This window comes from Klebsiella sp. HC6, from assembly GCF_022605325.1.
Classification (GTDB): Bacteria; Pseudomonadota; Gammaproteobacteria; order Enterobacterales; family Enterobacteriaceae; genus Klebsiella; species Klebsiella terrigena.
Genome location: NZ_CP093276.1, coordinates 3,478,410 through 3,502,111 on the forward strand (window position 1 = coordinate 3,478,410; position 23,702 = coordinate 3,502,111).

24 protein-coding genes are annotated in these 23,702 nt (G+C 60.9%); 12 read left to right on the plus strand and 12 right to left on the minus strand.

Translation table 11 applies throughout. The features are described 5' to 3' along the window. Positions 1-54: 54 nt before the first annotated feature. The 5 genes from chbR to osmE all read right to left on the minus strand — a co-directional run bounded on the left by chbR (position 55) and on the right by osmE (position 3,775). Positions 55-879 carry a transcriptional regulator ChbR gene (chbR, locus tag MMW58_RS16795; protein ID WP_133597753.1) on the minus strand — a complete coding sequence of 275 codons (825 nt, stop codon included), beginning with the start codon at positions 877-879 and terminating at the stop codon, positions 55-57. A gap of 27 nt (positions 880-906) precedes the next feature. Next, positions 907-1,254 (minus strand): PTS N,N'-diacetylchitobiose transporter subunit IIA, encoded by a 348-nt coding sequence (gene chbA / locus MMW58_RS16800; RefSeq protein WP_041145138.1) that lies wholly within the window; start codon positions 1,252-1,254, stop codon positions 907-909. Positions 1,255-1,306: 52 nt separating this feature from the next. Beyond that, a complete protein-coding gene (gene chbC / locus MMW58_RS16805) occupies positions 1,307-2,665 on the minus strand; it encodes a PTS N,N'-diacetylchitobiose transporter subunit IIC (protein ID WP_132510810.1) in 1,359 nt (452 codons plus the stop codon). Positions 2,666-2,832: 167 nt separating this feature from the next. After that, a complete protein-coding gene (gene chbB, locus MMW58_RS16810; RefSeq protein WP_041145136.1) occupies positions 2,833-3,153 on the minus strand; it encodes a PTS N,N'-diacetylchitobiose transporter subunit IIB in 321 nt (106 codons plus the stop codon). Between the two features lie 283 nt (positions 3,154-3,436). Beyond that, a complete protein-coding gene (gene osmE, locus MMW58_RS16815) occupies positions 3,437-3,775 on the minus strand; it encodes an osmotically-inducible lipoprotein OsmE (protein ID WP_041145135.1) in 339 nt (112 codons plus the stop codon). 277 nt (positions 3,776-4,052) lie between these two features. On the opposite strand from osmE, the gene nadE reads away from it, so the two are divergent. Together nadE and cho are read left to right on the plus strand one after the other, a co-directional pair. Then, on the plus strand, positions 4,053-4,877 hold the full coding sequence (nadE, locus tag MMW58_RS16820; RefSeq protein ID WP_045855467.1) for an ammonia-dependent NAD(+) synthetase: 825 nt from the start codon (positions 4,053-4,055) through the stop codon (positions 4,875-4,877). A 101-nt stretch (positions 4,878-4,978) separates the two neighbouring features. After that, positions 4,979-5,851 carry an excinuclease Cho gene (gene cho, locus MMW58_RS16825; protein WP_241721672.1) on the plus strand — a complete coding sequence of 291 codons (873 nt, stop codon included), beginning with the start codon at positions 4,979-4,981 and terminating at the stop codon, positions 5,849-5,851. Between the two features lie 82 nt (positions 5,852-5,933). On the opposite strand, the gene spy is transcribed toward cho, so the two are convergent. From spy to astC, 6 genes are all read right to left on the minus strand, one after another. Then, positions 5,934-6,416 carry an ATP-independent periplasmic protein-refolding chaperone Spy gene (gene spy / locus MMW58_RS16830; protein ID WP_133597749.1) on the minus strand — a complete coding sequence of 161 codons (483 nt, stop codon included), beginning with the start codon at positions 6,414-6,416 and terminating at the stop codon, positions 5,934-5,936. A gap of 356 nt (positions 6,417-6,772) precedes the next feature. Continuing rightward, complete coding sequence (astE, locus tag MMW58_RS16835; protein WP_241721673.1) at positions 6,773-7,738, minus strand: succinylglutamate desuccinylase; 966 nt, start codon at positions 7,736-7,738, stop codon at positions 6,773-6,775. Between the two features lie 10 nt (positions 7,739-7,748). Then, positions 7,749-9,074 carry an N-succinylarginine dihydrolase gene (gene astB, locus MMW58_RS16840; RefSeq protein ID WP_241721674.1) on the minus strand — a complete coding sequence of 442 codons (1,326 nt, stop codon included), beginning with the start codon at positions 9,072-9,074 and terminating at the stop codon, positions 7,749-7,751. Continuing rightward, a complete protein-coding gene (gene astD / locus MMW58_RS16845; protein ID WP_133597743.1) occupies positions 9,071-10,549 on the minus strand; it encodes a succinylglutamate-semialdehyde dehydrogenase in 1,479 nt (492 codons plus the stop codon). The genes astB and astD overlap by 4 nt, the downstream gene beginning before the upstream one ends. Beyond that, positions 10,549-11,580, minus strand: coding sequence for an arginine N-succinyltransferase (astA, locus tag MMW58_RS16850; RefSeq protein WP_128878404.1), 1,032 nt, complete (start codon positions 11,578-11,580; stop codon positions 10,549-10,551). Before astA ends, astD begins: the two co-directional genes overlap by 1 nt. Next, complete coding sequence (gene astC / locus MMW58_RS16855; RefSeq protein WP_241721675.1) at positions 11,577-12,797, minus strand: succinylornithine/acetylornithine transaminase; 1,221 nt, start codon at positions 12,795-12,797, stop codon at positions 11,577-11,579. Before astC ends, astA begins: the two co-directional genes overlap by 4 nt. A 446-nt stretch (positions 12,798-13,243) precedes the next feature. Between astC and xthA the strand changes: the two genes are divergently transcribed. The 8 genes from xthA to MMW58_RS16895 all read left to right on the plus strand — a co-directional run bounded on the left by xthA (position 13,244) and on the right by MMW58_RS16895 (position 20,906). After that, a complete protein-coding gene (gene xthA, locus MMW58_RS16860) occupies positions 13,244-14,050 on the plus strand; it encodes an exodeoxyribonuclease III (protein WP_241721676.1) in 807 nt (268 codons plus the stop codon). A gap of 300 nt (positions 14,051-14,350) precedes the next feature. Beyond that, complete coding sequence (locus tag MMW58_RS16865) at positions 14,351-14,935, plus strand: TVP38/TMEM64 family protein (RefSeq protein WP_241721677.1); 585 nt, start codon at positions 14,351-14,353, stop codon at positions 14,933-14,935. After that, entirely contained in the window at positions 14,922-15,632 is a 711-nt protein-coding gene (locus MMW58_RS16870; protein WP_241721678.1) for a TVP38/TMEM64 family protein, read from the plus strand. Before MMW58_RS16865 ends, MMW58_RS16870 begins: the two co-directional genes overlap by 14 nt. After that, the gene (locus MMW58_RS16875) at positions 15,629-16,192 is read left to right on the plus strand and encodes a carboxymuconolactone decarboxylase family protein (RefSeq protein ID WP_133597731.1); all 564 of its coding nucleotides are present in this window, start codon (positions 15,629-15,631) and stop codon (positions 16,190-16,192) included. The genes MMW58_RS16870 and MMW58_RS16875 overlap by 4 nt, the downstream gene beginning before the upstream one ends. Positions 16,193-16,201: 9 nt before the next feature. After that, positions 16,202-17,371 (plus strand): ABC transporter substrate-binding protein, encoded by a 1,170-nt coding sequence (locus tag MMW58_RS16880; RefSeq protein WP_241721679.1) that lies wholly within the window; start codon positions 16,202-16,204, stop codon positions 17,369-17,371. After that, complete coding sequence (locus tag MMW58_RS16885) at positions 17,344-18,879, plus strand: ABC transporter permease family protein (protein ID WP_241721680.1); 1,536 nt, start codon at positions 17,344-17,346, stop codon at positions 18,877-18,879. The genes MMW58_RS16880 and MMW58_RS16885 overlap by 28 nt, the downstream gene beginning before the upstream one ends. Next, positions 18,879-19,511, plus strand: coding sequence for an ATP-binding cassette domain-containing protein (locus MMW58_RS16890; protein ID WP_241721681.1), 633 nt, complete (start codon positions 18,879-18,881; stop codon positions 19,509-19,511). Before MMW58_RS16885 ends, MMW58_RS16890 begins: the two co-directional genes overlap by 1 nt. An 87-nt stretch (positions 19,512-19,598) precedes the next feature. Continuing rightward, positions 19,599-20,906 (plus strand): sulfurtransferase, encoded by a 1,308-nt coding sequence (locus tag MMW58_RS16895; RefSeq protein WP_241721682.1) that lies wholly within the window; start codon positions 19,599-19,601, stop codon positions 20,904-20,906. A gap of 5 nt (positions 20,907-20,911) precedes the next feature. Here the strand turns inward: MMW58_RS16895 and MMW58_RS16900 are convergent, their stop codons facing one another. Further along, on the minus strand, positions 20,912-21,535 hold the full coding sequence (locus tag MMW58_RS16900) for a CDP-alcohol phosphatidyltransferase family protein (RefSeq protein WP_241721683.1): 624 nt from the start codon (positions 21,533-21,535) through the stop codon (positions 20,912-20,914). A gap of 87 nt (positions 21,536-21,622) precedes the next feature. Between MMW58_RS16900 and MMW58_RS16905 the strand changes: the two genes are divergently transcribed. Continuing rightward, positions 21,623-22,033 carry a pyrimidine (deoxy)nucleoside triphosphate diphosphatase gene (locus MMW58_RS16905; protein ID WP_159236318.1) on the plus strand — a complete coding sequence of 137 codons (411 nt, stop codon included), beginning with the start codon at positions 21,623-21,625 and terminating at the stop codon, positions 22,031-22,033. A gap of 296 nt (positions 22,034-22,329) precedes the next feature. Beyond that, positions 22,330-23,673 (plus strand): NADP-specific glutamate dehydrogenase, encoded by a 1,344-nt coding sequence (gene gdhA / locus MMW58_RS16910; protein WP_123551298.1) that lies wholly within the window; start codon positions 22,330-22,332, stop codon positions 23,671-23,673. The last annotated feature ends 29 nt before the right edge of the window (positions 23,674-23,702 follow it).

A 23,702-nucleotide genomic window follows, 5' to 3' on the forward strand; every position in this document is an offset into this window, starting at 1 on the left:
ATCAATACGGAGAGTTAACTTGAATATTTTCCAGCGCGGAAGGTTCCGCTCCGGTTAATTAAGGATGGTAAGCTTCTTACGATAATTGCTTGGCGTAAATGAGGTCAGCCTTTTGAATGTTTTAATAAACAAACTGGGGCTGCTGTAGCCTGATTCGTAAGCAATATCGGTTACCGAGTAGTTGGTAATTTCCAGCTGTTTCTTGGCGAAGTTGATGCGAATGTCATTAATAATCTGCATCGGCGTTTTACCATAATAGCGTTGGGTCGCCCGGGTTAAATATTCCTGAGTTTTCCCGGAGAGCTCAACCATCTGTTCAAGCGCCCCTTCGCCAAATTTATGTTTATCGTGCATATCCTCGACGGTATTTTTTAGCCACTGCGGAATAACATCCTGCACCGGCTCCTCGCGGTAGTGCCGTAAACGATTAATGGTATAAAACGAGACCAGCTCAATAAATTCGTCAAATTCAGTTTCGCGAAAGTTCAGCGAAGCAATCACCGATTCGATGTAGCTGAGAAAGGTGCTTTTGACCGCGTAGACCTGAGAAGCAACCAGACCAAACGGCAGCAGCGGCAGATAGTGTTTCTCAAAGAAACTGCGGCTGATGCCGACGTTAAGAATGCGCGTCGCGCCAAACTCGTAAAAGCTTTGATGGTGCGACCCCATTGGGATGAAGACAAAATCCCCGCGCTCCAGCAGCACCCGTTTGCCGTTAATCTCCTGATAATAGCGCCCGGTCAAAACGATGGTGTATTCGTAATAGTCATGCTGGTGAAGCCCGCTCACGCTCTCGGTCTTGTTGTAGATGACCACATGAAAATTATTCCCGTTGAAGAGCTGCTGTTCGCGGGCGGTACTAATTTCTGCGGTCATCATCTTTGGCTGCCTCATCGTGTAGATGGCCTATTGTACCTTCTCATGGAGCTCAATCAATTCGGCAACCAGTTCGCGGGCCAGCATTGAGGTCATCAGATGATCCTGCGCATGAACCAGCACCAGGCTGACCTTCATTTTGCCTTCGCCCTCATCGCTCTCAATCAGCTGAGTCTGTACGCGGTGGGCTTCGCTCAGCGCCATCCGCGACTGCTCCATCATCGCTTTCGCGGCGGCGAAGTCGCCCTGTTTCGCCTGCTTCAGCGCGGCATAGGCCAGGCTGCGGGCCTGTCCGGAGTTGATAATCAGCCCCATCACCACCTCTTCGAGGTCATTCTCGGGCATCTCTGTTGCTTCGATATGGTCCAGATCAAACATAGCATTCCCTCATTTCTCAGGCGGTACGGGAAGCCTCCCGTACCGCTCGACATCAGAATTTCAGTGCGTTAGCGATATCTTCTTCGCTCTCTTCCTGCTCGATGGTGCTTTGCGCTTTGTTAGAAATCGCGACAAACGGCAGGTAGACCAGGGTCGAGACACCCAGGTTGAACAGCGCCACCAGCAGAGCAGCGACGCTGCCGTTACTGTTAAAGAAGGCGCCGAGGCCGGTCGGCATGGTCCACGGAGCCAGGTTGGTCACCGGTGGAATAATCCCCATGCTGTAGGCCGCCAGGGTGATGGCCGCCAGAATTGGCTGCACCAGTACGAACGGGATAAACATCACCGGGTTCATGATAATCGGCAGGCCGAACAGGATCGGTTCGTTAATCTGGAAGATGCCTGACGGCAGCGCCAGCTTAGCAACCTGACGATGGTCAGCGCGGCGTGAGCCGATAAAGATGGCGATAATCAGGCCCAGAGTCGCGCCGGAACCGCCCAGCAGGATGTAGGAGTCGAGCATCGGCTTGGCCCAGAAGTGGAACTGTTTGCCCGCTTCGATAGCCGCTTCAACGGAGCCATACTGGTTATACAGCGCAATGTTTTCCAACGCCCACGGGGTCATGATGCCGTTATCCAGCGCGGTCAGCGCCAGCGAACCGTGTACGCCAAAGAACCACAGCAGGGAGTTGAAAATAACGTACGCCCAGCCGACAACGCTGCCCATCGCCGCCAGCGGCGTGGAGATGGAGTCCATAATAATCTGGTGGAAGTTGCTGCCATACGAGGCCAGCAGCCAGGAGACGATGCCGAAGATCGACAGGATCAGAAAGCCCGGGATCAGCGCCGAGAACGAACGCGATACCGATGACGGCACGCTGTCCGGCAGCGTAATGACCCAGTTGCGGCGAATAACGAAGGTGAACAGTTCCGCCACCACCAGACCAATGATCATCCCCGATATAATGTTTTGCCCGCCCAGCCAGTTGGCGCCCACGGCGTAGGCGTCGCCGACGCTATAGGGGGTGACGGTCATAAATGCCGCGACGGCTAACAGCCCGGCGGCCATCGGGTCAACCTTGCGCTCTTCCGCCAGCGCCGCGCCGATGAAGAACGGCGCCATCAGCGACATAATGCCGAGCGTACCGTTATAAACGTTGCCGCCGATGGCCTTAAAGCTGTTTAAGGTTTCAATGGTTGAAGCATCCAGGCGGATCCCCATTGAATAGAAGAAAGAGCCTTCACCAAAGCTAAGAAATACGTTGTTAATTAATACGAACATGGCCCCGGCGAGGGTCAGCGGCATTAATTTAATAAAACCGTTTTTAATCGCATTAATATGCGGTTGCTTTCCTATTTTAACAGCAAAAGGAAGGAGTACCTTTTCAAGCGAGTCAATCACTTTACTCATAGTCAATACCCTTTAAAAGCCGTAATAGTGCGATTACGGCATAATGATGAAATTACTCTTTGACGGGAAAATAAACTCTTTAATATTCGGGCAGCCGGCAGCGTACATATTTCGTGAAAGCGAAATTGACTTTACCCGTTGCCCGAAAGGTGAGTTTTAAAATTAAATTATTGTGCAGCAGCTTTCTTAATGGCCGCAACGGCCGCTTTCAGTACACCTAAACCATCAACCTTGCCGTACAGCGCAGAGTCGATCACTTCCACCGGCTTATTGGACAGCAGCCGCTGAATCTCGGGAAGCATATATGCAATCTGTGGGCCTAACAAAATCACGTCGGCTTCCGGCCCCTTCTCCCCGGCGAGGGTCTCAGGAAATGCTTCAATAATGACCGGCACCTCATATTTTTCAGCCTGGGCACGCATTTTGGATACCAGCAGCGAAGTGGACATTCCAGCCGAGCAGAACAGATAAATATGTTTCTTTTCCATGAACGCTTCCTCAATTTGTAGAACCTGGCGGCCTCCTGGCAGAATATTATGCCGAAGAACCGGGTAAGGCCTGTCACTGTTCAATTGATATTGTTTATGCATTGAGTATACGGCATCCCCCGGCACCTGGATAATTCCTGGTTAAACAAAATTGTCTCTCATTGACCTCGCGTTTTGACTACCTTCACATTTCCCTCAAATAATTCGCGCAATTAAATAAGCATCCGCACGCATAAAAAAGCCCGACCAGGGGTCGGGCATTCGTAGAGCTCAGTATCACGTACTACTTGCTGTTGCGCGGGTCCGTATCGTACTCCGAGCAGGTCTGGTAGCCGGAGTTCATCACGTGACCGGTCTCGTCAAGAGCGACAAAGTAGGTTTCCATTTTACCATCCCGTTGACCCAGGATGTAGGTCTGGCAGGTGCCGCGGGCGTGGATCATCGTCACTTCAGATGACGGTTTGCCCGCCACCTGCAGTACCTGGGAGCGCGACATCCCTTTTTTGACATCTTTAACAACCGGCTGTGTGAACTGGTCTGCAGTCCGATCGTAGGCTGTACAACCAGCCAGCATGGTCAGTACTGCCGCTGCGCCCATAAGTCCTGCTAAATTCTTATTCATATTCCGTCCTCTTTTATTTGGCGTGTGAATAAGCCTGGAATAAATATCGTTATTTTTCAAGCCGAAGGTCGATTTAAGCGAAATTTCGGTGCGATATGCCGGATTAGCCCGCCGCAGCGTGCCGCCAGCGGGCCGCCGCGCGTACCATAAAAAAATCGTATGTCATTGATTGCCTTCTTTTGCAGCACTCAAAACGTCGATCCTTGTCGTTTCAACGGCAAAGAGGTAGCTTTAAGCCATGCTGGTTGCCAAACAGATTCACTTTCCGGAGGGCGCGATGACGCTACAACAAGAAATTATTCAGGCTCTGGGTGCCAGTCCCCAGATCGATACAGACGGCGAGATCCGCCGCAGCGTAGATTTTTTGAAGTCCTATTTGCAGACCTATCCCTTTATTAAGGCGCTGGTTCTCGGCATCAGCGGCGGCCAGGATTCAACCCTTACCGGTAAACTGTGCCAGCAGGCTATTAATGAGCTGCGGGCAGAGGGTGACGACAGCCGCCAGTTTATCGCCGTGCGCCTGCCTTACGGCGTGCAGGCGGATGAGCAGGATTGCCAGGATGCCATCGCCTTCATTCAGCCGGATCGCGTGCTGACGGTCAATATTAAGGGCGCGGTGCTGGCCAGCGAACAGGCGCTGCGGGAAGCCGGGATTGAGCTCAGCGACTTTGTTCGCGGCAATGAAAAAGCGCGCGAGCGCATGAAGGCGCAGTACAGCATCGCCGGCATGACCCACGGCGTGGTGGTCGGCACCGACCATGCGGCGGAAGCGATCACCGGATTCTTTACCAAATACGGCGACGGCGGCACCGATATCAACCCGATTTTCCGCCTCAACAAGCGTCAGGGTAAACAGCTGCTGGCGCGGCTGGGCTGTCCGGAGCATCTGTACAAGAAGCTGCCGACCGCCGATCTGGAAGACGATCGCCCATCCCTGCCGGATGAAGCCGCTCTGGGCGTCACCTACGATAATATCGACGACTATCTGGAAGGAAAAACCCTCGACGAGAAGACGGCCAAAATTATCGAAGGCTGGTATCTGAAAACGGAACACAAGCGCCGGACACCGATTACCGTCTTCGACGACTTCTGGAAGAGATAGTCCTTCCCCATCGCCCCGGCGCCGGCCGGGGCTATTTATTGCACTTTTCGCCCTCTCCCCTGGCTGCTATACTGGTTAAATAAACAGCATCAGGAGCCACTGTGGTCAGAAGGCAATCCGCCCCGCGTCTGGAGTTTGAAGCGGCGGCAATTTATGCATATCCCGAACATCTGCGTCCCTGGCTAGCGTCTCTGCCCAGCCTGCCGGGCGTCTATCTGTTTCACGGCGAAAGCGACACCCTGCCGCTCTATATCGGTAAAAGCGTCAACATTCGCAGCCGGGTGCTGTCGCATCTGCGCACCCCGGACGAAGCCGCCATGCTGCGCCAGGCGCGGCGCATTAGCTGGCATCGTACCGCGGGCGAGCTCGGTGCGCTGCTGCTCGAAGCGCAGCTGATTAAGCAGCAGCAGCCGCTGTTCAACAAGCGGCTACGGCGCACGAAACAGCTCTGCTCGCTGCTGCTGAGCGACGCCCGCCCGCAGGTGGCGTATGCCCGCGAGCTGGACTTTTCCCGCCAGGAGCATCTGTACGGCCTGTTCGCCAACCGCCGCGCGGCCCTGCAGGCGCTGACCACCCTCGCCGATGAACACCGGCTGTGCTACGGGCTGCTGGGGCTGGAACCGCTCAGCCGCGGCCGGGCCTGCTTTCGTTCCGCGCTCGGGCGATGCGCCGGCGCCTGCTGCGGTAAAGAGAGCGTAGAAGCCCACAACGCGCGGCTGCACGCCAGTATGGCGCAGATGCGGCTGGTATGCTGGCCCTGGCCGGGCCCGGTTGCGCTGGAAGAGAAAGGGCCCGATATGACCCGCTATCATGTGATTCATAACTGGCTGTGGCTGGGGGCGGTCGAGACGCTAGCGCAGGCGCAAGCGCTGACGCAGCTGCCGGCGGGCTTCGATCATGACGGCTACAAAATTCTCTGCAAGCCGCTGCTGCGCGGCGATTTTACGCTCCACCCGCTTCAGCCGGCGCCCTGACAAACGAAAAAACCGCCGGTCCTGCCCAAAGCCTGACGGCGTATGTTGGGCAGAACCGGCGGTCTTCATTCCGCGGGCTGAATTACTCAGCAGATGGAGGCATTTTACCTTCCGGCGCTTTACGATCTGTCAGATGCTTCTCAAAATTAGCATTGAACTGTTTTTTCTGTTCCGGCGTCAGAATGTTGTAAATCTTGTTCTGGGTTTCGATACGAGAGAGCGCCATATCTTTATGCTGCGCTTCCATCTTGTCGATTTGCGCTTCCGCTTTCGCCTTATCGAAGGTATCGCTGGCAATCAGCTCATGCATCGCGCGGCGCTCGTCGAGAGACGGACGTTTCATATTTTCGCGCTGGCTCTTCATGATGTCGCGGATCTGCTGTTTCTGCGCATCGGTCAGGTTCAGGCCTTTAAACATCATTTCGTGCGGGCCGCCGTGCATTCCCTTATGGTGCATCATGGGTTTGCTGTCGCTCGGGGCGGCGGTGGTATCCGCAGCGTGAGCAAGGTTAGCGGCACCCAGGGCCAGAGTAGAGGCAACAAACAGAGCAGTAATCTTCTTCATATTCAGTCCTTACTTTAAGTTATTCTCACGGCCTGGTGCCGTGTTGACGAGATAAACTTTACGGCGTTTATCGTCAATTAGTCAGAGCAAGCGTAAAACAATGAAAGTGTAAAAAACATTTTCTCACCAATTGTGAAGAAAATAAGGAAAATGAGGAGGGAATTGCAACGAAAAATAATTAAGAAGCTGTTTTATAAAGAAATCATGGAGATTATAAAGCAGCGGAGATTAAAAACAAAGCGGTTAGCCAGGAATAATCTGCAATCAAACGTCAGCGCACGAAAAAATAAGACTATACAAGACGACCGGCGGTGAAAATTTACGCCGCCGCGGTCAGGCAGCGGGCGTATTTATGTTCAGGGCAGCCGCTCCAGCATCAGCCCGGCGCGCAGGCCCAGCGCGACCGAAGGGTTCGGGAACAGCACGTACTCCTCGGCCTTTTCCACCACGTAGCGGGTCTCACCGTCCTCCGCCAGCAGCGTCCCGGCGCTAAACGGCGTAAAGTTAAGCGTCTGCGCCGGCATATGCAGCTGAAAACGTTCGCTGGCGCGGGTGATCTGCTGTACCACCCGATAGCGCAGCGCTTCGTGCCCCTCTTCTACCTCCAGGTCGCCGACCAGTAAACGCATCAGCGCGCGCTGGGTAACGGCAAATTGCGTCAGATCGTTCGCGCCAAACGGCAGCGCCTTGCCCAGCTCAAGGGTGCAGGCGAGCGCCGCAAAGCGGTCGCTGCTGAAGTGGGTAAAGGTGCCTGCCGGCTGCTGATGAAAGACCAGCGCCTCCAGCCCCGCCGCGCCCAGCCAGCTAAGGAAGGCGTCATCCCACGGCGCCGGTCGCGCCGGAAGCACCCCAAAGCGGAGGTGATGCGATCCGCGGATCGCGGTATGCAGATCGAGATGCCAGCGCGCGTCGCCGGCGTCGGCATAAAACCGCGTCAGCACCGTTTCCAGCCGCCGCGCCCGCCTCGTTTCATCGCTGGCGGGGAAGCTCTGCCAGCGTCCGCTAAACATGCGGTTGATGTCGCTATCGAGATAGCGCCTGTCGGCCCGCAGCGCCGGAGGATTGCCCAACACCACCAGCAGCCGCCAGCGCAGCGGCAGCTCGCCGCTGAACAGCTGCCGCAGCAGGATGTCGGTCATCTCTACCGGCGCGGTTTCATTACCGTGAAGTCCGGAAGAGAGCACCAGCGCGCGCTCGCAGCGCGCGTGCGGCGTGAGCTGAAGCACGCCGTGGTCCAGCCAGTGCCAGCGGAAGTGCGCCGTTTCGCCGTGAAAATGATGGGGCAAACGCCCCGCGAGGGTTAATCTCAGAAAGTCGTCCACTGCGCCACCTCTATTGCTGAAACGGGTAAACGGAACCGAGCTGCATAATCTGCGTCAGCCGGTCAAGGGCCTCGCGTCCTTCGCTCAGCAGCTGCGGGTCCGCCAGATCCGCCTGCGTCAGACGATCGCGGTAGTAACGTTCGACCCAATCGTTGAGCGCGATGAACAGGCGATCGTTCATCAGCACCGCCGGATTAACCGCCCGCAGCTCCTCTTCCGTTAGCACCACCCGCAGGCGCAGGCAGGCCGGGCCGCCGCCGTTGGCCATGCTCTCGCGCAGATCGTAGACCTGCAGCTCATCGATGGGGTTGTCCTGCTCCAGCAGCCGGTTCAGATAGCGCCAGACTCCGGCGTGCTCCTGCGCCTCCTGGGGCAAAATAAGCCGCATCGCGCCGCCGGGTTTGCTCAGCAGCTGGCTGTTAAACAGGTAGGTCGCTACCGCCTCTTCAACCGTCACCGCGCTGGTCGGCACCACCACCGGCGTAAATCCGGCCACCAGTCCGGCCAGCCGGTGCAGCAGCTGCGGCTGATCGACAAACGCTTCCTCATGACAAAACAGCACCTGCTGATTGCTCACCGCAATGACATCGTTATGAAAAACGCCTTTATCGATAACCGCCGGGTTCTGCCGGGCGAAGACGATCTGCCGGGGGTTAACCTGATTGAGCCGCGCGACGGCCTGGCTGGCCTCCAGCGCCTGGCGCGCCGGATAGCGCGCGGGCAGAGCGTCACCTCCCTGCTCGCGACCATAGACAAACAGCTGCAGACCGGGCGCCCCGTACTCGCCGCCGAGGCGGTTATGGTTCGCCGCGCCTTCGTCGCCAAACAGCGCCACCTGCGGAAGCGCCGGATGCACGGCAAACCGCCGTTCATCCGGGAAAATGGCGCGCAATAGCGCCTCGGTGGTCGGCGCCTCGCTGGCGCGGTGGAATTTGTCGTTCAGGTTGGCGACGGTCAGATGCACTCTGCCATCCAGCGAATCGGCAGAAGGCGACACCGTCGCGGCGTTGGCCACCCACATTGAAGAAGCGGAGCTGGCCGCGGACAGCAGATCCGGCGCCTGCCGCGCGGCACGCTCCACCACCTGCGCATCGCTGCCGGTAAAACCAAGCTGACGCAAAAGCGCGACGTTCGGCCGCTCCTGCGGCGGGATCACCGCCTGCTGATAGCCCGCGTCCGCCAGCGCCTTCATTTTTTTTAGTCCCTGCTTCGCCGCCAGCTGCGGGTTCGATACCCGATAGCGGTGCTTCGTCGAAGCCTCGTTGCCAAAGGAGAGCCCGGCGTAGTGGTGCGTCAGGCCGGGGAGCCCGTCAAAATTCACTTCCCACGCGTTCATCGGGCCGATCCTTGCCGGAAGTCGAGGCCCGGGCTGAGGGTTTCCGGCAGCGTCAGCTCCGGAGACTCCAGGCTTGCCATCGGCCAGGCACAATAATCCGCCGCGTACCAGGCTCCGGGACGATGGTTGCCCGACGCGCCGATGCCGCCAAAGGGTGCGGTGCTGGCGGCGCCGGTCAGCGGTTTGTTCCAGTTTACGATCCCGGCCCGCGCCTCCAGCAGCAGCTGGTCAAACTTCTCGCGCTCGGCAGAAATCAGCCCGCACGAGAGCCCAAAACGCGTGGCGTTGGCCAGCGCGATCGCCTGCTCAAATTCGTCATAGCGCCAGACGCACAGCAGCGGACCGAAGACCTCTTCGTCTTTCACCCCGGCAACGTCGGTCAGCTCGACGATCCCCGGGGTCAGCAGCGAGGTTCCAGCCTCCAGCAGCCGCGGCTCCAGCAGCGTTTTGCCGCCGCTGGCGACGTGCTGCAGCCAGGCCTGATGGACCTTCTGCGCCGCCTGCGGGGAGATTAAACCGCCGAGGAACGGCTGGGGCTCCGCGTCCCACGCACCGGGAATAAGCCGCTGCGCGACGGCCACCAATCGCGCCAGGAACGCATCTCCGGCCTCGCCGCGCTTCACCAGCAGACGGCGAGCGCAGGTGCAGCGCTGCCCGGCGGTAATAAAGGCCGACTGGATGGTCAAATGCACGGCGGCATCAATATCCTGCGGCTCGTCAACGATCAGCGGGTTGTTGCCGCCCATTTCGAGCGCGAGGATCTTCTCCGGCTGTCCGGCCAGCTGGCGATGCAGCTGAAAGCCGGTAGCGGAGCTGCCGGTGAACAGAAGCCCGTCAATATCGGACTGGCCGCTCAGCGCCTCGCCGGTTTCGCGCCCGCCCTGCAGCAGGTTCAGCACGCCCGGCGGCAGGCCCGCTTCGGCCCACAGCTTCACCACCGCCTCGCCGCTCTGCGGCGTCAGCTCGCTCGGTTTAAACACTACCGTATTCCCCGCCAGCAGCGCCGGTACGATATGGCCGTTTGGCAGATGGCCGGGGAAATTGTACGGACCGAATACCGCCAGCACGCCGTGCGGCCGATGGCGCAGCGTCGCCGACCCGTCGCCCATGGCGGTGTGCGCCTCGCCGGTACGGCTGTGGTAGGCCTTGAGCGAAATGGCAATTTTATTGATCATCGCGCCAACTTCCGTCGCCGCCTCCCAGCGCGGCTTGCCGGTTTCGGCGGCAATGATGGCCGTCAGCGGCGCTTTGTTGGCCTCCAGCAGGGCGGCAAACTTTTCGACGATCGCCTGGCGCACGCGAAGCGGCGCTTTGGCCCACGCCGGAAACGCGCGCCGGGCGGCCTCAACCGCCTGCGCAACCTGCCCGGCGTCGGCGTCGTTACCCTGCCACAGCGGCTCTGCGCTCACCGGGTTGCTTTTACTGCGGGCCGGGCCGCGCCCGGTTTGCCAGTCGCCGTTAATCCATAGACTCATCACTTTTTCTCCTCGGGGATCAGGCGCACCATGCGGATACGGTCGCCGGGGTGGCATTTGAGGGCATCCAGCTCGCGGGCGCTCAGCAGCAGACGGTCGGTATCGGGGTCGGCCTGCACCAGCATCGCGCGAAACTGCTGATACTGCTCGTTGGCGACCAGGCACAGCGGCCACTCGCCCGGCGCCGGCTGTCCTTCCGCCACGGCGACCAGCCGGCTTTTGCGAATCGCCCGCACCCGGTCGATATCGCACTCCAGGGTTGGGCCGCCGTCGAAAATATCGACATAGTTGCGGTAGCGGAAACCCTCCTTCTCCAGCACCGCCCGCGCAGGGGCGGTTTGCGGATGCACTTCGCCAATGACCGCCCGCGCTTCATCGGATAAAAAGTCGATATAGAGCGGATGCTTCGGCATCAGCGCGGCGATAAACGCCTTCTGCCCGGTGCCGCACAGATAGTCAGCGCGGGAAAACTCCATCGCAAAGAAGCGCTTGCCCAGGCTCTCCCAGAACGGCGAGTAGCCGCTGTCGTCGATGACGCCGCGCATCTCGGCCACCACTTTTTCATTAAAGCGCTCGCGGAAGGCGGCCATAAACATGAAGCGCGATTTCGACAGCAGGTAGCCGTTGCCCTCTTTGCGCCACGCCGGGTCGAGAAACAGCGTGCACAGCTCGCTGCTGCCGGTGTGGTCATTGCTGAGAAACAGGGTCGGCAGCGCGTTGTAGACGTTCAGCTCTTTCGAGGCGTGAACCTGGGTGCCGACGCGGTAGTTGTACCAGGGATCGTTCAGCCCCACCGCCACCTCGACCGCGCAGATGCCCACCACCGCGCCGCTGGCCGTATCTTCAAGGACGAAAACGTAGCCCTGCTCGCTTTTCGGCAGCTCGCCGCGCCAGGTCTTTTGCGAGCGATCGATCCGCGCCGCCAGCGTCGCTGCGTCGGCCGGCAGCGAGGTCAGGCCGCCGCCGGTTTCACCCGCCAGCGTCAGCAGCCCCGCCAGATCGCCCTGTTCCACCGGACGGATAACCATCATGATGACGCTCCCGCGAGGAAGTGGCGGCAGGCCAGCTCAAAGCGATCCAGACCGGCGTTCACCTCTTCCTCACTCACTATTAGCGCCGGCGCGAAGCGCACCACGTTCGCGCCGGCAATCAGGATCATCAGCCCATCTTCCGCCGCCTGGGTGCTGATAGCTTTGGCCTTACCGGCGTACTCATCCTTCAGCACGCAGCCTATCAGCAGCCCGAGGCCGCGGGTCTCTTTGAACAGGCCATAGCGGGCGTTAATCGCCTCCAGCCGCTCGCTGAACCACTGGTGGCGCTGCTTAACGCCGTTCAGCACCGCCGGCGTATTGATAATCGACAGCACCTCGCCGGCGACCGCGCAGGCCAGCGGATTGCCGCCGTAGGTCGTGCCGTGGGTACCCACGGTCATCACGCTGGCGCACTCTTCGCTGGCCAGCAGCGCGCCAATCGGGAAGCCGCCGCCCAGCGCCTTGGCGGTCGACAGCACGTCCGGCGTCACGTCGTAGTGCATGTAGGCATAGAGTTCGCCGGTGCGCCCGACGCCGGTTTGCACCTCATCGAAAATCAGCAGCGCATTGTGGGCGTCGCACAGCTCGCGCAGACCACGCAGGAATGCCGGGTCCGCCGGCACCACGCCGCCCTCGCCCTGCATCGGCTCGACGATGACCGCGCAGGTATTGTCGTCAATCAGCGCCCGGGCGGAGTCCAGGTCGTTATAGACCGCGTGCTGGATCTGCGGCGGCAGCGGCGCAAAGTCTGCGGAATAGGCCGGCTGCCCGCCGGCGGAAACGGTAAACAGCGTCCGGCCGTGGAACGCATTCCTGAACGCCACGATGCCGCTTTTCTGGCTGCCGTAGCGGTCGTGGGCGTATTTGCGCGCCAGCTTCAGCGCCGCTTCGTTGGCCTCTGCGCCGGAGTTGCAGAAAAAGACCCTATCGGCAAAGGTGGCGTCAATAAGCTGTTTCGCCAGCCGCAGCGCCGGCTCGTTGGTGTAGCCGTTGCCGGTATGCCAGAACTTCCCGGCCTGCTCCGTCAGCGCGTTAACCAGCCGAGGGTGCGCGTGCCCCAGCGCGTTCACCGCGATGCCGCCGGCAAAATCGATATACTCTTTCCCCTGCTGATCCCACAGGCGTGAGCCCTCACCGCGTACCGGAATAAACGCCGCCGGCGCGTAAACCGGCATCATCCATTGATCAAAGTTGCTGCGCGTAATTGACTGAGACATATCGACCTCTTCCGGTAAATAAAAAGTATGAATAATGTTAAATATTATGAGTGATTACGCTGTAAATGTAGATTGCACGCATCGTGCCAGCCAGAGGAAAAAATGCATAAACTGAGGTAGATCGCGGAATATCAATGGCTTACAAAAGTGAAATATTCACATTAAATGCATAAATAGTGAATAACAATCCGATAAAGGCCGATGAACAGTGAATAAAACAGATAGTTTATTCATCAGTAAGATATAATTCTGTATTTGTGATCCTCTACGAAATTTATCGTAGATATTCGCCCTTTTTTGGCGCGGGACGCGCCAGAATGGTGCAGGATTTGGCCATTCGCCGCCCTGCGCCCGGCGCGGCGGACAATAAAATGCCTTCCGGCAGCCAGCCCGCCGAATTTCTGCTAACATCCCTGCACTATTCACCTAGCACAGTGGCAGCGACTATGAAATTTGTCTCTTTTAATATCAACGGCCTGCGTGCGCGCCCGCATCAGCTGGCCGCCATCGTCGACAAGCATCAGCCTGACGTCATTGGCCTGCAGGAAACCAAAGTTCACGACGACATGTTCCCTCTCGAAGAGGTGGCAAAGCTCGGCTACAACGTGTTCTACCACGGGCAGAAAGGCCACTACGGCGTCGCCCTGCTGACCAAAGAGACGCCGGTTAGCGTCCGTCGCGGCTTCCCGGGCGACGATGAAGAGGCCCAGCGCCGCATTATCATGGCGGAAATCCCCAGCGCGTCCGGCAACGTGACGGTGATTAACGGCTACTTCCCGCAGGGCGAAAGCCGCGATCATCCGACAAAATTCCCCGCCAAGGCGGCTTTTTACCAGAACCTGCAGGACTACCTCGATAACGAGCTGAAAAAGGACAATCCGGTGCTGATTATGGGCGATATGAACATCAGCCCGACGGACCTCGATATCGGCATCGGCGAAGAGAGCCGCAAGCGCTGGCTGCGCACCGGTAAATGTTCGTTCCTGCCGGAGGAGCGCGAGTGGATGGCGCGCCTGCTGGGCTGGGGCCTGGTCGATACCTGGCGCCACGCCAACCCGGAAAGCAACGAGCAGTTCTCATGGTTCGACTACCGCTCTAAAGGCTTCGACGACAATCGCGGCCTGCGTATCGATCTGCTGCTGGCCAGCACCCCGCTGGCGCAGCGCTGCGTCGAAACCGGCATTGATTACGAAATTCGCGCGATGGAAAAACCCTCCGATCACGCGCCGGTGTGGGCCACCTTTAAGCCGTAACCCCGCAGACCTGACTCTCCGCCCTCTGCCGGGCGGAGAGTCAGATTATCCTGAGCAAAATCAACAAAGCGGCGGTAATCCGTTGTTGCGCTGCGCGATTTACTATACTGTCGCGCGCACCGTTATTTCCCGAGAACAGACTCAAGGGGCGCGGTTTTTACAGGAGGCCCCCAATGCAAAAGAAGCCGTTATCCCGCTGAATATAAACTGCTGCTTGCCGCTATTCTGCTGTGCACTGCCGCCGGCGCCGTCTATCACTTCGGCCTCGGCGGGCTGCTGACCCATTTCCGCCATCTGCAGATGCTGATCGCTCAGAGCGGCGCCTTCGGCTATCTGCTCTATATCGCGCTATTTATTGTCGCCACGCTGTGCCTGATCCCCGGCACTATTCTGGTGGCGGTGGGCGGTATTGTCTTTGGCCCGCTGACGGGCACGCTTTTATCGCTCTGCGCCGCCACCGTTGGCTCTGCGCTTTCATTCCTGCTGGCCCGCTGGCTGGGCCGCGACGCGCTGCTGAAATACGCCGGCGATACGGCAACGCTGCGGGCAATCGAGCGCGGCATTGCCCGTAACGGCAGCGATTTTTTAATTCTGACGCGGCTGGTTCCGCTGTTTCCGTATAATATCCAAAACTATGCCTATGGCCTGACGGCCATTTCATTCTGGTCATTTACGCTTATTTCCGCGCTCACTACTCTGCCGGGTATCTTTATCTATACCCTGATGGCCAGCGAGCTCGCCAGGGAGGGCATGACCCTCGCGTTTATGCTTAAGCTGAGCCTCGCCGGCATGGCGCTGTTTGGCCTGGTTCAGGCGGCGAAAATGTTTGCCCGCCGTCGGCGGATCGCACCCGATAATATCAAGGCTGAGGATGAGACCCGATAAACCGCGCCCGTTTCGCTACTATCGGCTCGTGACCGTCGTCGCGCTGGCCGCCGCGCTGCTCATCGGCTGGCGGGTCCCTGCCGCGAATGAGTTTATTCAGCGCAGCCTGGCGGCGTTCTCGGCGCTGGACCCGCAGGCCGTTGAGCGCTTTATCGGCTCGTACGGCCCGCAGGCGGCGCTGGTCTCTTTCGCCCTCATGATCCTGCAGGCCGTGGTCGCCCCGCTGCCCGCCTTTTTAATCACCTTCGCTAACGCCTCGCTGTTTGGCGCGTTCTGGGGTGGCCTTCTCTCCTGGTCCAGCGCGATGGCGGGCGCGGCGCTGTGCTTTTTCATCGCCAGAGTCTTCGGCCGCGAGGCGGTTGAGAAGCTGACCGGAAAAACGATCCTCCGCAGCATGGACGCCTTTTTTGACCGCTACGGCAGGCACACCGTGCTGGTTTGCCGGCTGCTGCCGTTTGTGCCGTTCGATCCCATCAGCTACGCCGCCGGCCTGACCTCCATTCGCTTTCGCCAGTTTGCGATCGCCACCGGCGTCGGCCAGCTACCGGCCACCATCGTCTACTCCTGGGCGGGCAGCCTGTTAACCGGCGGGACCTTCTGGCTGGTCACCGGACTCTCTATTTTGCTGGCGCTGGCGGTGGTTATCGCTGTCGCCAAAGCGCGCTATTCTGAACGTCAAAAGAGGAATTCACCATGAGTTTGCCGCCGCTGGACTCCGTTCCGCCGATCCTCCGCCCGCAGGCCTGGCTGCACCGCCGCCACTACGGGGAGGTGCTCAACCCGATCCGCTGGTGGGGGCGCATTCCGTTTATTTTTTACCTGGTGTCGATGTTTGTCGGCTATCTCGAACGCCGACGCTCGCCGCTCGACCCGGTGCTGCGTTCGCTGGTCAGCGCGCGCATTGCCCAGATGTGCCTGTGCGAATTTTGTATTGATATTACGCAGATGAAGCTGGCGCAACGCAGCGGCGGCCGCGATAAATTACTGGCGGTCGCCGACTGGCGGCACAGCGGGCTGTTCAGCGATAGCGAGCGGCTGGCGCTGGAATATGCCGAGGCCGCCAGCCTGACGCCCCCCACCGTTGACGACGCGCTGCGCAACCGGCTGGCGGCACGCTTTGATGCCCGGGCGCTCACCGAGCTGACGGCGCTGATCGGCCTGCAAAACCTCTCCGCGCGCTTTAATTCCGCCATGGCCATCCCGGCGCAGGGCCTGTGCCGGATCCCGACCTCCGGGCCTGCAGATTCAAAATCATAAGGAGTGAGTATGCGTTGTTGTTGGATTTGGCTGGCGGCGCTGCTGCTTATGCCGCTGGCGGTCAGCGCCGGCGAGAGCTGGCAGCAGACCGAAGCGCAGGCGCGCGGGCAAACGGTGTGGTTTAACGCCTGGGGCGGCGATCCGGCGGTCAACCGCTACCTGGATTGGGTCAGCGAAGCGGTTAAGCGCGACTATGCGATTGACCTGCGGATCGTCCATATTGCCGATGCCGCCGATGCCGTCAGGCGGATCCAGACCGAAGCGCGGGCCGGACGCAGCCGCGGCGGCTCCATTGACCTGCTGTGGGTTAACGGCGAGAACTTTCACACCCTGAAAGCCGCCGGGCTGCTGCAAACCGGGTGGGCGCAGGCGCTGCCCAGCTGGCGCTATGTCGATCGGCAGAAGCCGGTCAGCGAGGATTTTTCCATGCCCACCGACGGCGCGGAGTCGCCGTGGGGCAGCGCCCAGCTCACCTTTATCGCCCGCCGCTCGCAAACCCCGGACGGTCCGAAAAACCCGCAGGCGCTGCTGGCGTTTGCCGCCGCCCATCCGGGAAGCGTCACCTATCCCCGCCCGCCGGACTTCATCGGTACCGCTCTGCTGGAGCAGCTGCTTATCGACCTGACCCGGCAGCCCGACGCCCTTCGCCAGCCGCCGCAGGCCGCGAGCTTTGCCGAGGTCACCGCTCCGCTGTGGCGCTATCTCGACGAGCTTCATCCGCTGCTGTGGCGCGAAGGCGGCGATTTCCCGCCCTCCGCGGCGCGCATGGATACCATGCTGGCGAACGGCACCCTGCGCCTCTCGCTCACCTTTAACCCGCTGCATGCGCAGCAAAAGGCCGCCAGCGGCGAGCTGCCGAAGGATAGCTACGGATTTGGCTTCACCAAAGGCACCCTCGGCAACGTGCACTTTGTGACGATCCCGGCCAACGCCCGCGCCTCGGCGGGAGCGAAGGTGGTGGCGAATTTTCTGCTGTCGCCGGCGGCGCAGCTGCGCAAGGCCGATCCCGCGGTATGGGGCGATCCGAGCGTTCTGGACCCGCAGGCTCTGCCGCCGGCCGAGGGCGATGCCCTGCGGCGGCTGATGCCGCAGAATATGCCGCCGGTACTGGCGGAACCGCACGCCGCCTGGGTTGACGCGCTGGAGCAGGAATGGCTGCGCCGCTACGGCACACGCTGAGCCTGCTGGCGTGGGGCGCGATGGGGCTGATTTATCTGCCCCTGCTGCCCGCGGCAGGGCTGATGCTTGCCCCCGCGCTGCGCCTCTCCCGCTGGCAGGCGCTGTTTGCCGATCCGCAGCTGTGGCAGGCGCTCAGCGCAACCCTGGTCTCAACCCTGCTGTCGGTCGGCGGCGCGCTGCTGCTCACCCTGGCCGTCACCGGGGCGCTGTGGCCCTCCCGACGCTGGCGGCGGCTGGCCGGGCGTCTGCCGCTGCTGCTGGCGGTGCCGCACGTGGCCTTCGCCACCGCCGCGCTGCTGCTGTTTGCCGAAGGCGGCTGGTGGTATCGGGTCTGTACCTTCTGCACGCCCGCCGTCGATCGCTACGGCCTGGGGCTCGGCCTGACGCTGGCGGTGAAGGAGAGCGGCTTTTTGCTGTGGGCGATCTACGGCCTGATGGGCGAAAAGCGGCTGGCTGAGCAGGTCACGGTGCTGAAGAGCCTCGGCTACGGCCGCTGGCAGTGCCTGCACTGGCTTATTCTGCCGACGCTGATGCCCTCGCTGGCGATTATCCTGCTCGCCACCACCGCCTGGAGCCTGTCGGCGGTAGACGTCGCGCTCATCCTCGGTCCGGGAAATCCGCCAACGCTGGCGGTGCTGGCCTGGCAGTGGCTAAACCAGGGAGACGAGCTGCAGCAGGCAAAAGGGGCGCTCGCCAGCCTGCTGCTGGTGGGTATTCTGGGGCTGCTGGCCGCCGGCGCGTGGGGAGCCTGGCGCCTGTGGCGTCGGCGGATACCGGACCTGCGGGGAGTGCGGCGTCTCCGCTCCGACGCGGGCGTCGGGCGCGTCGTGGCCATCGCCGTACCGCTGAGCGGCCTGCTCTGCGCCCTGTTTCTCGCCGCCGTCGCGCAAACCGCCGTTCCGGCAGGCGCCAGCGTCGCCAATAGCCTGACCCTGGCGCTCCTCTCCTGCGCGCTGGGCGGCATCATTTGCCTGCTGTGGCTGGAGTATGGGCCTTCCCGCAGCGACGGTTGGATCTGGCTGCCGCCGCTTCTCCCGGCGCTGCCGCTGGCGGACGGTCAGTATCAGCTGGCGCTCTACGCGTGGCTGGACGGACGGCTCTTCACCGTCCTGTGGGGCCACCTGCTGTGGGTCGTGCCGTGGATGCTGTTTATATTGCGCCCGGCATGGCGCAACCGCGATCCGCGCATGGAGCTGATCGCCCGCACGCTCGGCTGGCGACGCGGACGGATATTGTGTCTGGTTAAGCTGCCGCTGCTCGTTCGCCCGCTGCTGGCGGCGCTGGCGGTTGGCTTCTCGGTCAGCATTGCCCAGTATCTGCCAACGCTCTGGCTGGGCGCCGGACGCACGCCGACGTTAACCAGCGAAGCCGTGGCGCTGAGCAGCGGCGGGGATACGCAAAGCCTTGCCGCTCAGGCATTATGGCAGCTGCTGCTGCCCGCGCTCTTCTTTACCCTCACCGCCCTGCTGGCCTGGCTGGCGGGCCGCTACCGACGAGGATTACGCTAGTGCTGACCGTGAATAACCTGACCCTGACGCTCAACGGCAGGCCGCTGCTGCGGGACGTTGAATTTTGCGTCGCCCCTGGGGAAGTGCTGACGCTGATGGGCCCCTCCGGGAGCGGGAAATCGACGCTGTTTGCCTGGATGGCCGGCGCGCTTGACGAGAATTTTCACGCCGCAGGCGAACTGTGGCTGGGCGACGAGCGCTGCGACCGACTCCCCACCGAGCGGCGGCGAATCGGCGTTCTTTTTCAGGATGCTCTGCTGTTCGATGGCTTTAGCGTCGGGCAAAACCTGATGCTCGCGGTGGCGCCTGAGGTTCGCGGCGCAGAACGGCGCGCCCTGGTGGAGCAAACCCTGGATCGCGCCGGGCTGACGGGGTTTTACCCTCGCGATCCGGCGACGCTCTCCGGCGGACAGCGCGCGCGCGTCAGCCTGCTGCGGGCGCTGCTGGCCCGGCCGCTGGCGCTGCTGCTGGACGAGCCGTTTAACCGCCTCGATGCCGGACTGCGCGCCGATTTTCGCCGCTGGGTGTTCGACGAGCTTGCCCGGCTGGCGATCCCGGCGGTGCTGGTCACCCACGACGGCCACGATATCCCCGCCGCCGGCCGCTGCCTGCAGATGAGCCGCTGGCAATGAAAACCACCCTGACCTGCGTTATCGCAAAGAATTCGCCGCCGGGAGCGAGGAGAATAGCCGCTCAATTTTCTACTGTCGGGCATTTCGATGAAACGTGTTTCTCAATTGACCGCGCTCGCCCTGCTGGTTGGGCTTGCTGCTTCCTCTACTTTCGCTGCTGACGCCATGCCGGCGCTGACGCACTCCGCCCTGCAACAACAGCACGGCGTCGCCATCGATACCCGCCTGAGCGCGTTTTATAACGGCTGGCCGCAGGCCAACGGCGGCCCGCAGGGCCACGAGCCGCAGGCGCTAAACCTCTCCGCCAGCTGGCTGGGCGCCATGAACGACCAGCAGCTCGGCGCATGGGCAGCCCAACATCGTCTGCAGGCCGCGACGCCCGTCGCGCTGTACGGTAGCGACGAGGACAATGCCCGGGTTGCCGCTCGCCTGAAAGCCGCGGGTTTTAGCCATATCAACACCCTCAGCGACGCCCTCAGCCAGCCCGCGCGCCTGCAAAAGCTGCCGCACGTCGAACAGCTGGTCTACCCCCAGTGGCTGCACGATCTGCAGCAGGGTAAAGCGGTTGCCGCCGCCCCCGCCGGCCAGTGGAAAGTTTTTGAAGCCGCCTGGGGCGCGCCGAAATTTTACCTGCTGAACCATATTCCCGCCGCCGGCTATATCGACACCAACGAGGTGGAGAGCGAACCGCTGTGGAACAAAGTCTCCGACGCACAGCTGCAGGCCCTGCTGGCAAAAAACGGCATTCGTCATGACACCACGGTCATTCTCTACGGTCGCGACGTCTACGCCGCCGCGCGCGTGGCGCAGATCATGCTGTATGCGGGAGTGAAGGACGTTCGCCTGCTCGACGGCGGCTGGAAAACCTGGTCCGACGCCGGGCTGCCGGTCGAACGCGGCATGCCGGCGAAGCAGAAGCCGGAGCCGGACTTTGGCGCCGCTATCCCCGGACAGCCGCAGCTGATGCTGGATATGGAGCAGGCGCGCGGGCTGCTGCATCGTCAGGATGCCTCGCTGGTCAGCATTCGCTCGTGGCCGGAGTTTATCGGCACCACCAGCGGCTATAGCTATATCAAGCCCAAAGGTGAGATTGCCGGCGCGCGCTGGGGCCATGCGGGAAGCGATTCCACCCATATGGAGGATTTCCATAATCCGGATGGCACCATGCGCAGCGCCGACGACATTACCGCCATGTGGCAGCAGTGGAATATTCGCCCCGATCAGCAGGTCTCTTTCTACTGCGGAACCGGCTGGCGCGCCTCCGAGACCTTTATGTACGCCCGCGCGATGGGCTGGAAAAACGTCTCGGTCTACGACGGCGGCTGGTACGAGTGGAGCAGCGATCCTAAAAATCCGGTACAGAGCGGCGAGCGCGGTCCGGATAGCAGTATATAGCTGGCCTACGCCTGACGCTGAACCTGCTTCAGCGTCAGGTAGCCGCTGTAGATGCGGGTCGCCGTCGTCAGCCAGCACAGTCCGCCGAAGATCCACGCCAGCCAGACGAAGTGCGCCGGAAACAGGCAGCACAGCACGAACAGCAGGATCGTCTCCGTCCCCTCCGTCAGGCCGCCAATATAGTAAAACGATTTATGCGCATAGCCCGGGTTATCAATCTGGTGCTTTGCCGCCAGCGCCGCAAAAGCAAGGAAGCTGCTGCCAGTCCCGATAAAGGCAAACAGCAGCCAGCCGCCGGCAACGGCGTTGTGCAGCGGATCGGCGAGGATAAAGCCAAACGGCACCAGCGCATAAAACAGGAAATCGAGCGCAATATCGAGAAAGCCCCCGGCGTCGCTTAGCCCTCTGCGGCGCGCCAGCGCCCCGTCAAGCCCGTCCAGCAGCCGGTTCATGACAATGGCCGCCAGCGCCGCGTAATACCATCCTGCCGCCAGCAACGGCAGCGCCAGTACGCCAACGGCAAAGCCCAGCAGGGTTACGCCATCGGCGGAGATGCCGGGGCGATCGAGCCGCACGGCGCAGGCGTTGAGCAGTGGCTTCAGGCGGGGGTGCAGATGGCGGTCGAGCACGGCATATCTCCAGCGGGCTAAGGGGTTGTCTGGGCGTCACAAAGGCGGTGATAATAGGCCATTATCCTTCATGGAACGATGATTCAGATGCTAAAAACCATTGATGTTGTGGCCGCCATTATTGAAAGAGACGGCTGCATTCTGCTCGCGCAGCGCCCGCCGCACGCTGACCAGCCGGGAATGTGGGAGTTTGCCGGCGGCAAGGTGGAGTCCGGCGAGAGCCAGGCGCAGGCGCTTGCCCGCGAGCTGCAGGAGGAGCTCGGCATCGTCGCCCTTCCCGCCCGCTATATCGCCAGCCACCGGCGGGAGGTCTCCGGCCGGCTGATTCATCTTCACGCCTGGTGGGTGCCCCACTTTAGCGGTACGCCAACCGCGCACTACCACAGCCAGCTCCGCTGGTGCTCGCCGCAGGAAGCCTTAACCTTCAACCTCGCGCCAGCGGATATCCCCCTGCTGGAAGCCTTTATCGCCCAAAGCGCGTCTCTCCTTTCCCGCTAATACCGTCAGGCCGCGGTCATCGCTTTTAGTTATGACAGCCGGCGGATTATAAATTTTGCTTTCAGGATAACTTTTCCTTGCTTGCCTAACGATTGCCGGTGTTATAGTCGGAAAATCGGCTTTTTCAAGGGCCGAATCATAATAAATATCCATAAAATCATTCAGGTTGCAGCGCGGCAGCATGGGAGCCTTTCTCCGGCGGCTTACGCGAGCAGGCGCACCGGGTAAGCGAGCGCCGCCAGCCTGAAGGATGACATGTATAAACGCAATCACAACCATAAGGGGAACTTATATCTATGGATCAGACGTGCACTCTGGAAGGTTTTCTCGCCCGCGTTCAACAGCGCGATCCTCATCAAACCGAATTTGCTCAGGCCGTCCGCGAGGTGATGACCACCCTGTGGCCTTTCCTTGAGGAGAATCCGCGCTATCGCCAGCTCAATTTGCTGGAACGTTTGGTTGAACCGGAGCGGGCTATCCAGTTCCGCGTCGTATGGGTTGATGACCGTAATCAGGTTCAGGTTAACCGCGCCTGGCGCGTGCAGTTCAACTCCGCCATCGGCCCGTACAAGGGCGGCATGCGCTTCCACCCGTCGGTCAACCTGTCGATCCTCAAATTCCTCGGCTTCGAGCAAACGTTTAAAAACGCCCTGACCACCCTGCCTATGGGCGGCGGTAAAGGCGGCAGCGACTTCGACCCGAAAGGGAAGAGCGACGGCGAAGTGATGCGCTTCTGCCAGTCGCTGATGACCGAACTGTATCGTCACTTAGGCCCGGACACCGACGTACCGGCTGGCGATATCGGGGTTGGCGGTCGCGAAGTGGGCTTTATGGCCGGGATGATGCGTAAGCTCTCCAACAACAGCGCCTGCGTGTTCACCGGCAAAGGGCTCTCCTTTGGCGGCAGCCTGATTCGCCCGGAAGCGACCGGCTATGGTCTGGTCTACTTCACCGAAGCGATGCTTAAACGCCACGGCCTGGGCTTCGAAGGGATGCGCGTGGCGGTTTCCGGCTCCGGCAACGTTGCCCAGTACGCCATCGAAAAGGCCATGGAGCTTGGCGCGCGCGTGATTACCGCCTCTGACTCCAGCGGCACCGTGGTTGACGAAGCGGGCTTTACCCCAGAGAAGCTGGCGCGCCTGTGCGAAATTAAAGCCAGCCGCGACGGTCGCGTTGCCGACTACGCCCGCGAGTTTGGCCTGCAGTACCTCGAAGGCCAGCAGCCGTGGTCCGTGCCGGTGGATATTGCGCTGCCGTGCGCCACGCAAAACGAACTGGACGTTGACGCCGCCCGCCTGCTGATCGCCAACGGCGTGAAGGCCGTGGCCGAAGGCGCCAATATGCCGACCACCATCGCGGCAACCGACCTGTTCCTCGAAGCCGACGTGCTGTTCGCGCCGGGTAAAGCGGCTAACGCCGGCGGCGTAGCGACTTCCGGTCTCGAAATGGCGCAGAACGCCGCACGAATGAGCTGGAAAGCAGAGAAGGTTGACGCTCGCCTGCACCACATCATGCTCGACATTCACCACGCCTGCGTGGAATACGGCGGCGAAGCGAAGCAGACTAACTACGTGCGCGGCGCCAACATTGCCGGCTTCGTTAAAGTGGCCGACGCGATGCTGGCACAGGGCGTGATTTAATCCGCAGGCTCTCCCGGGTCGCGCGTATC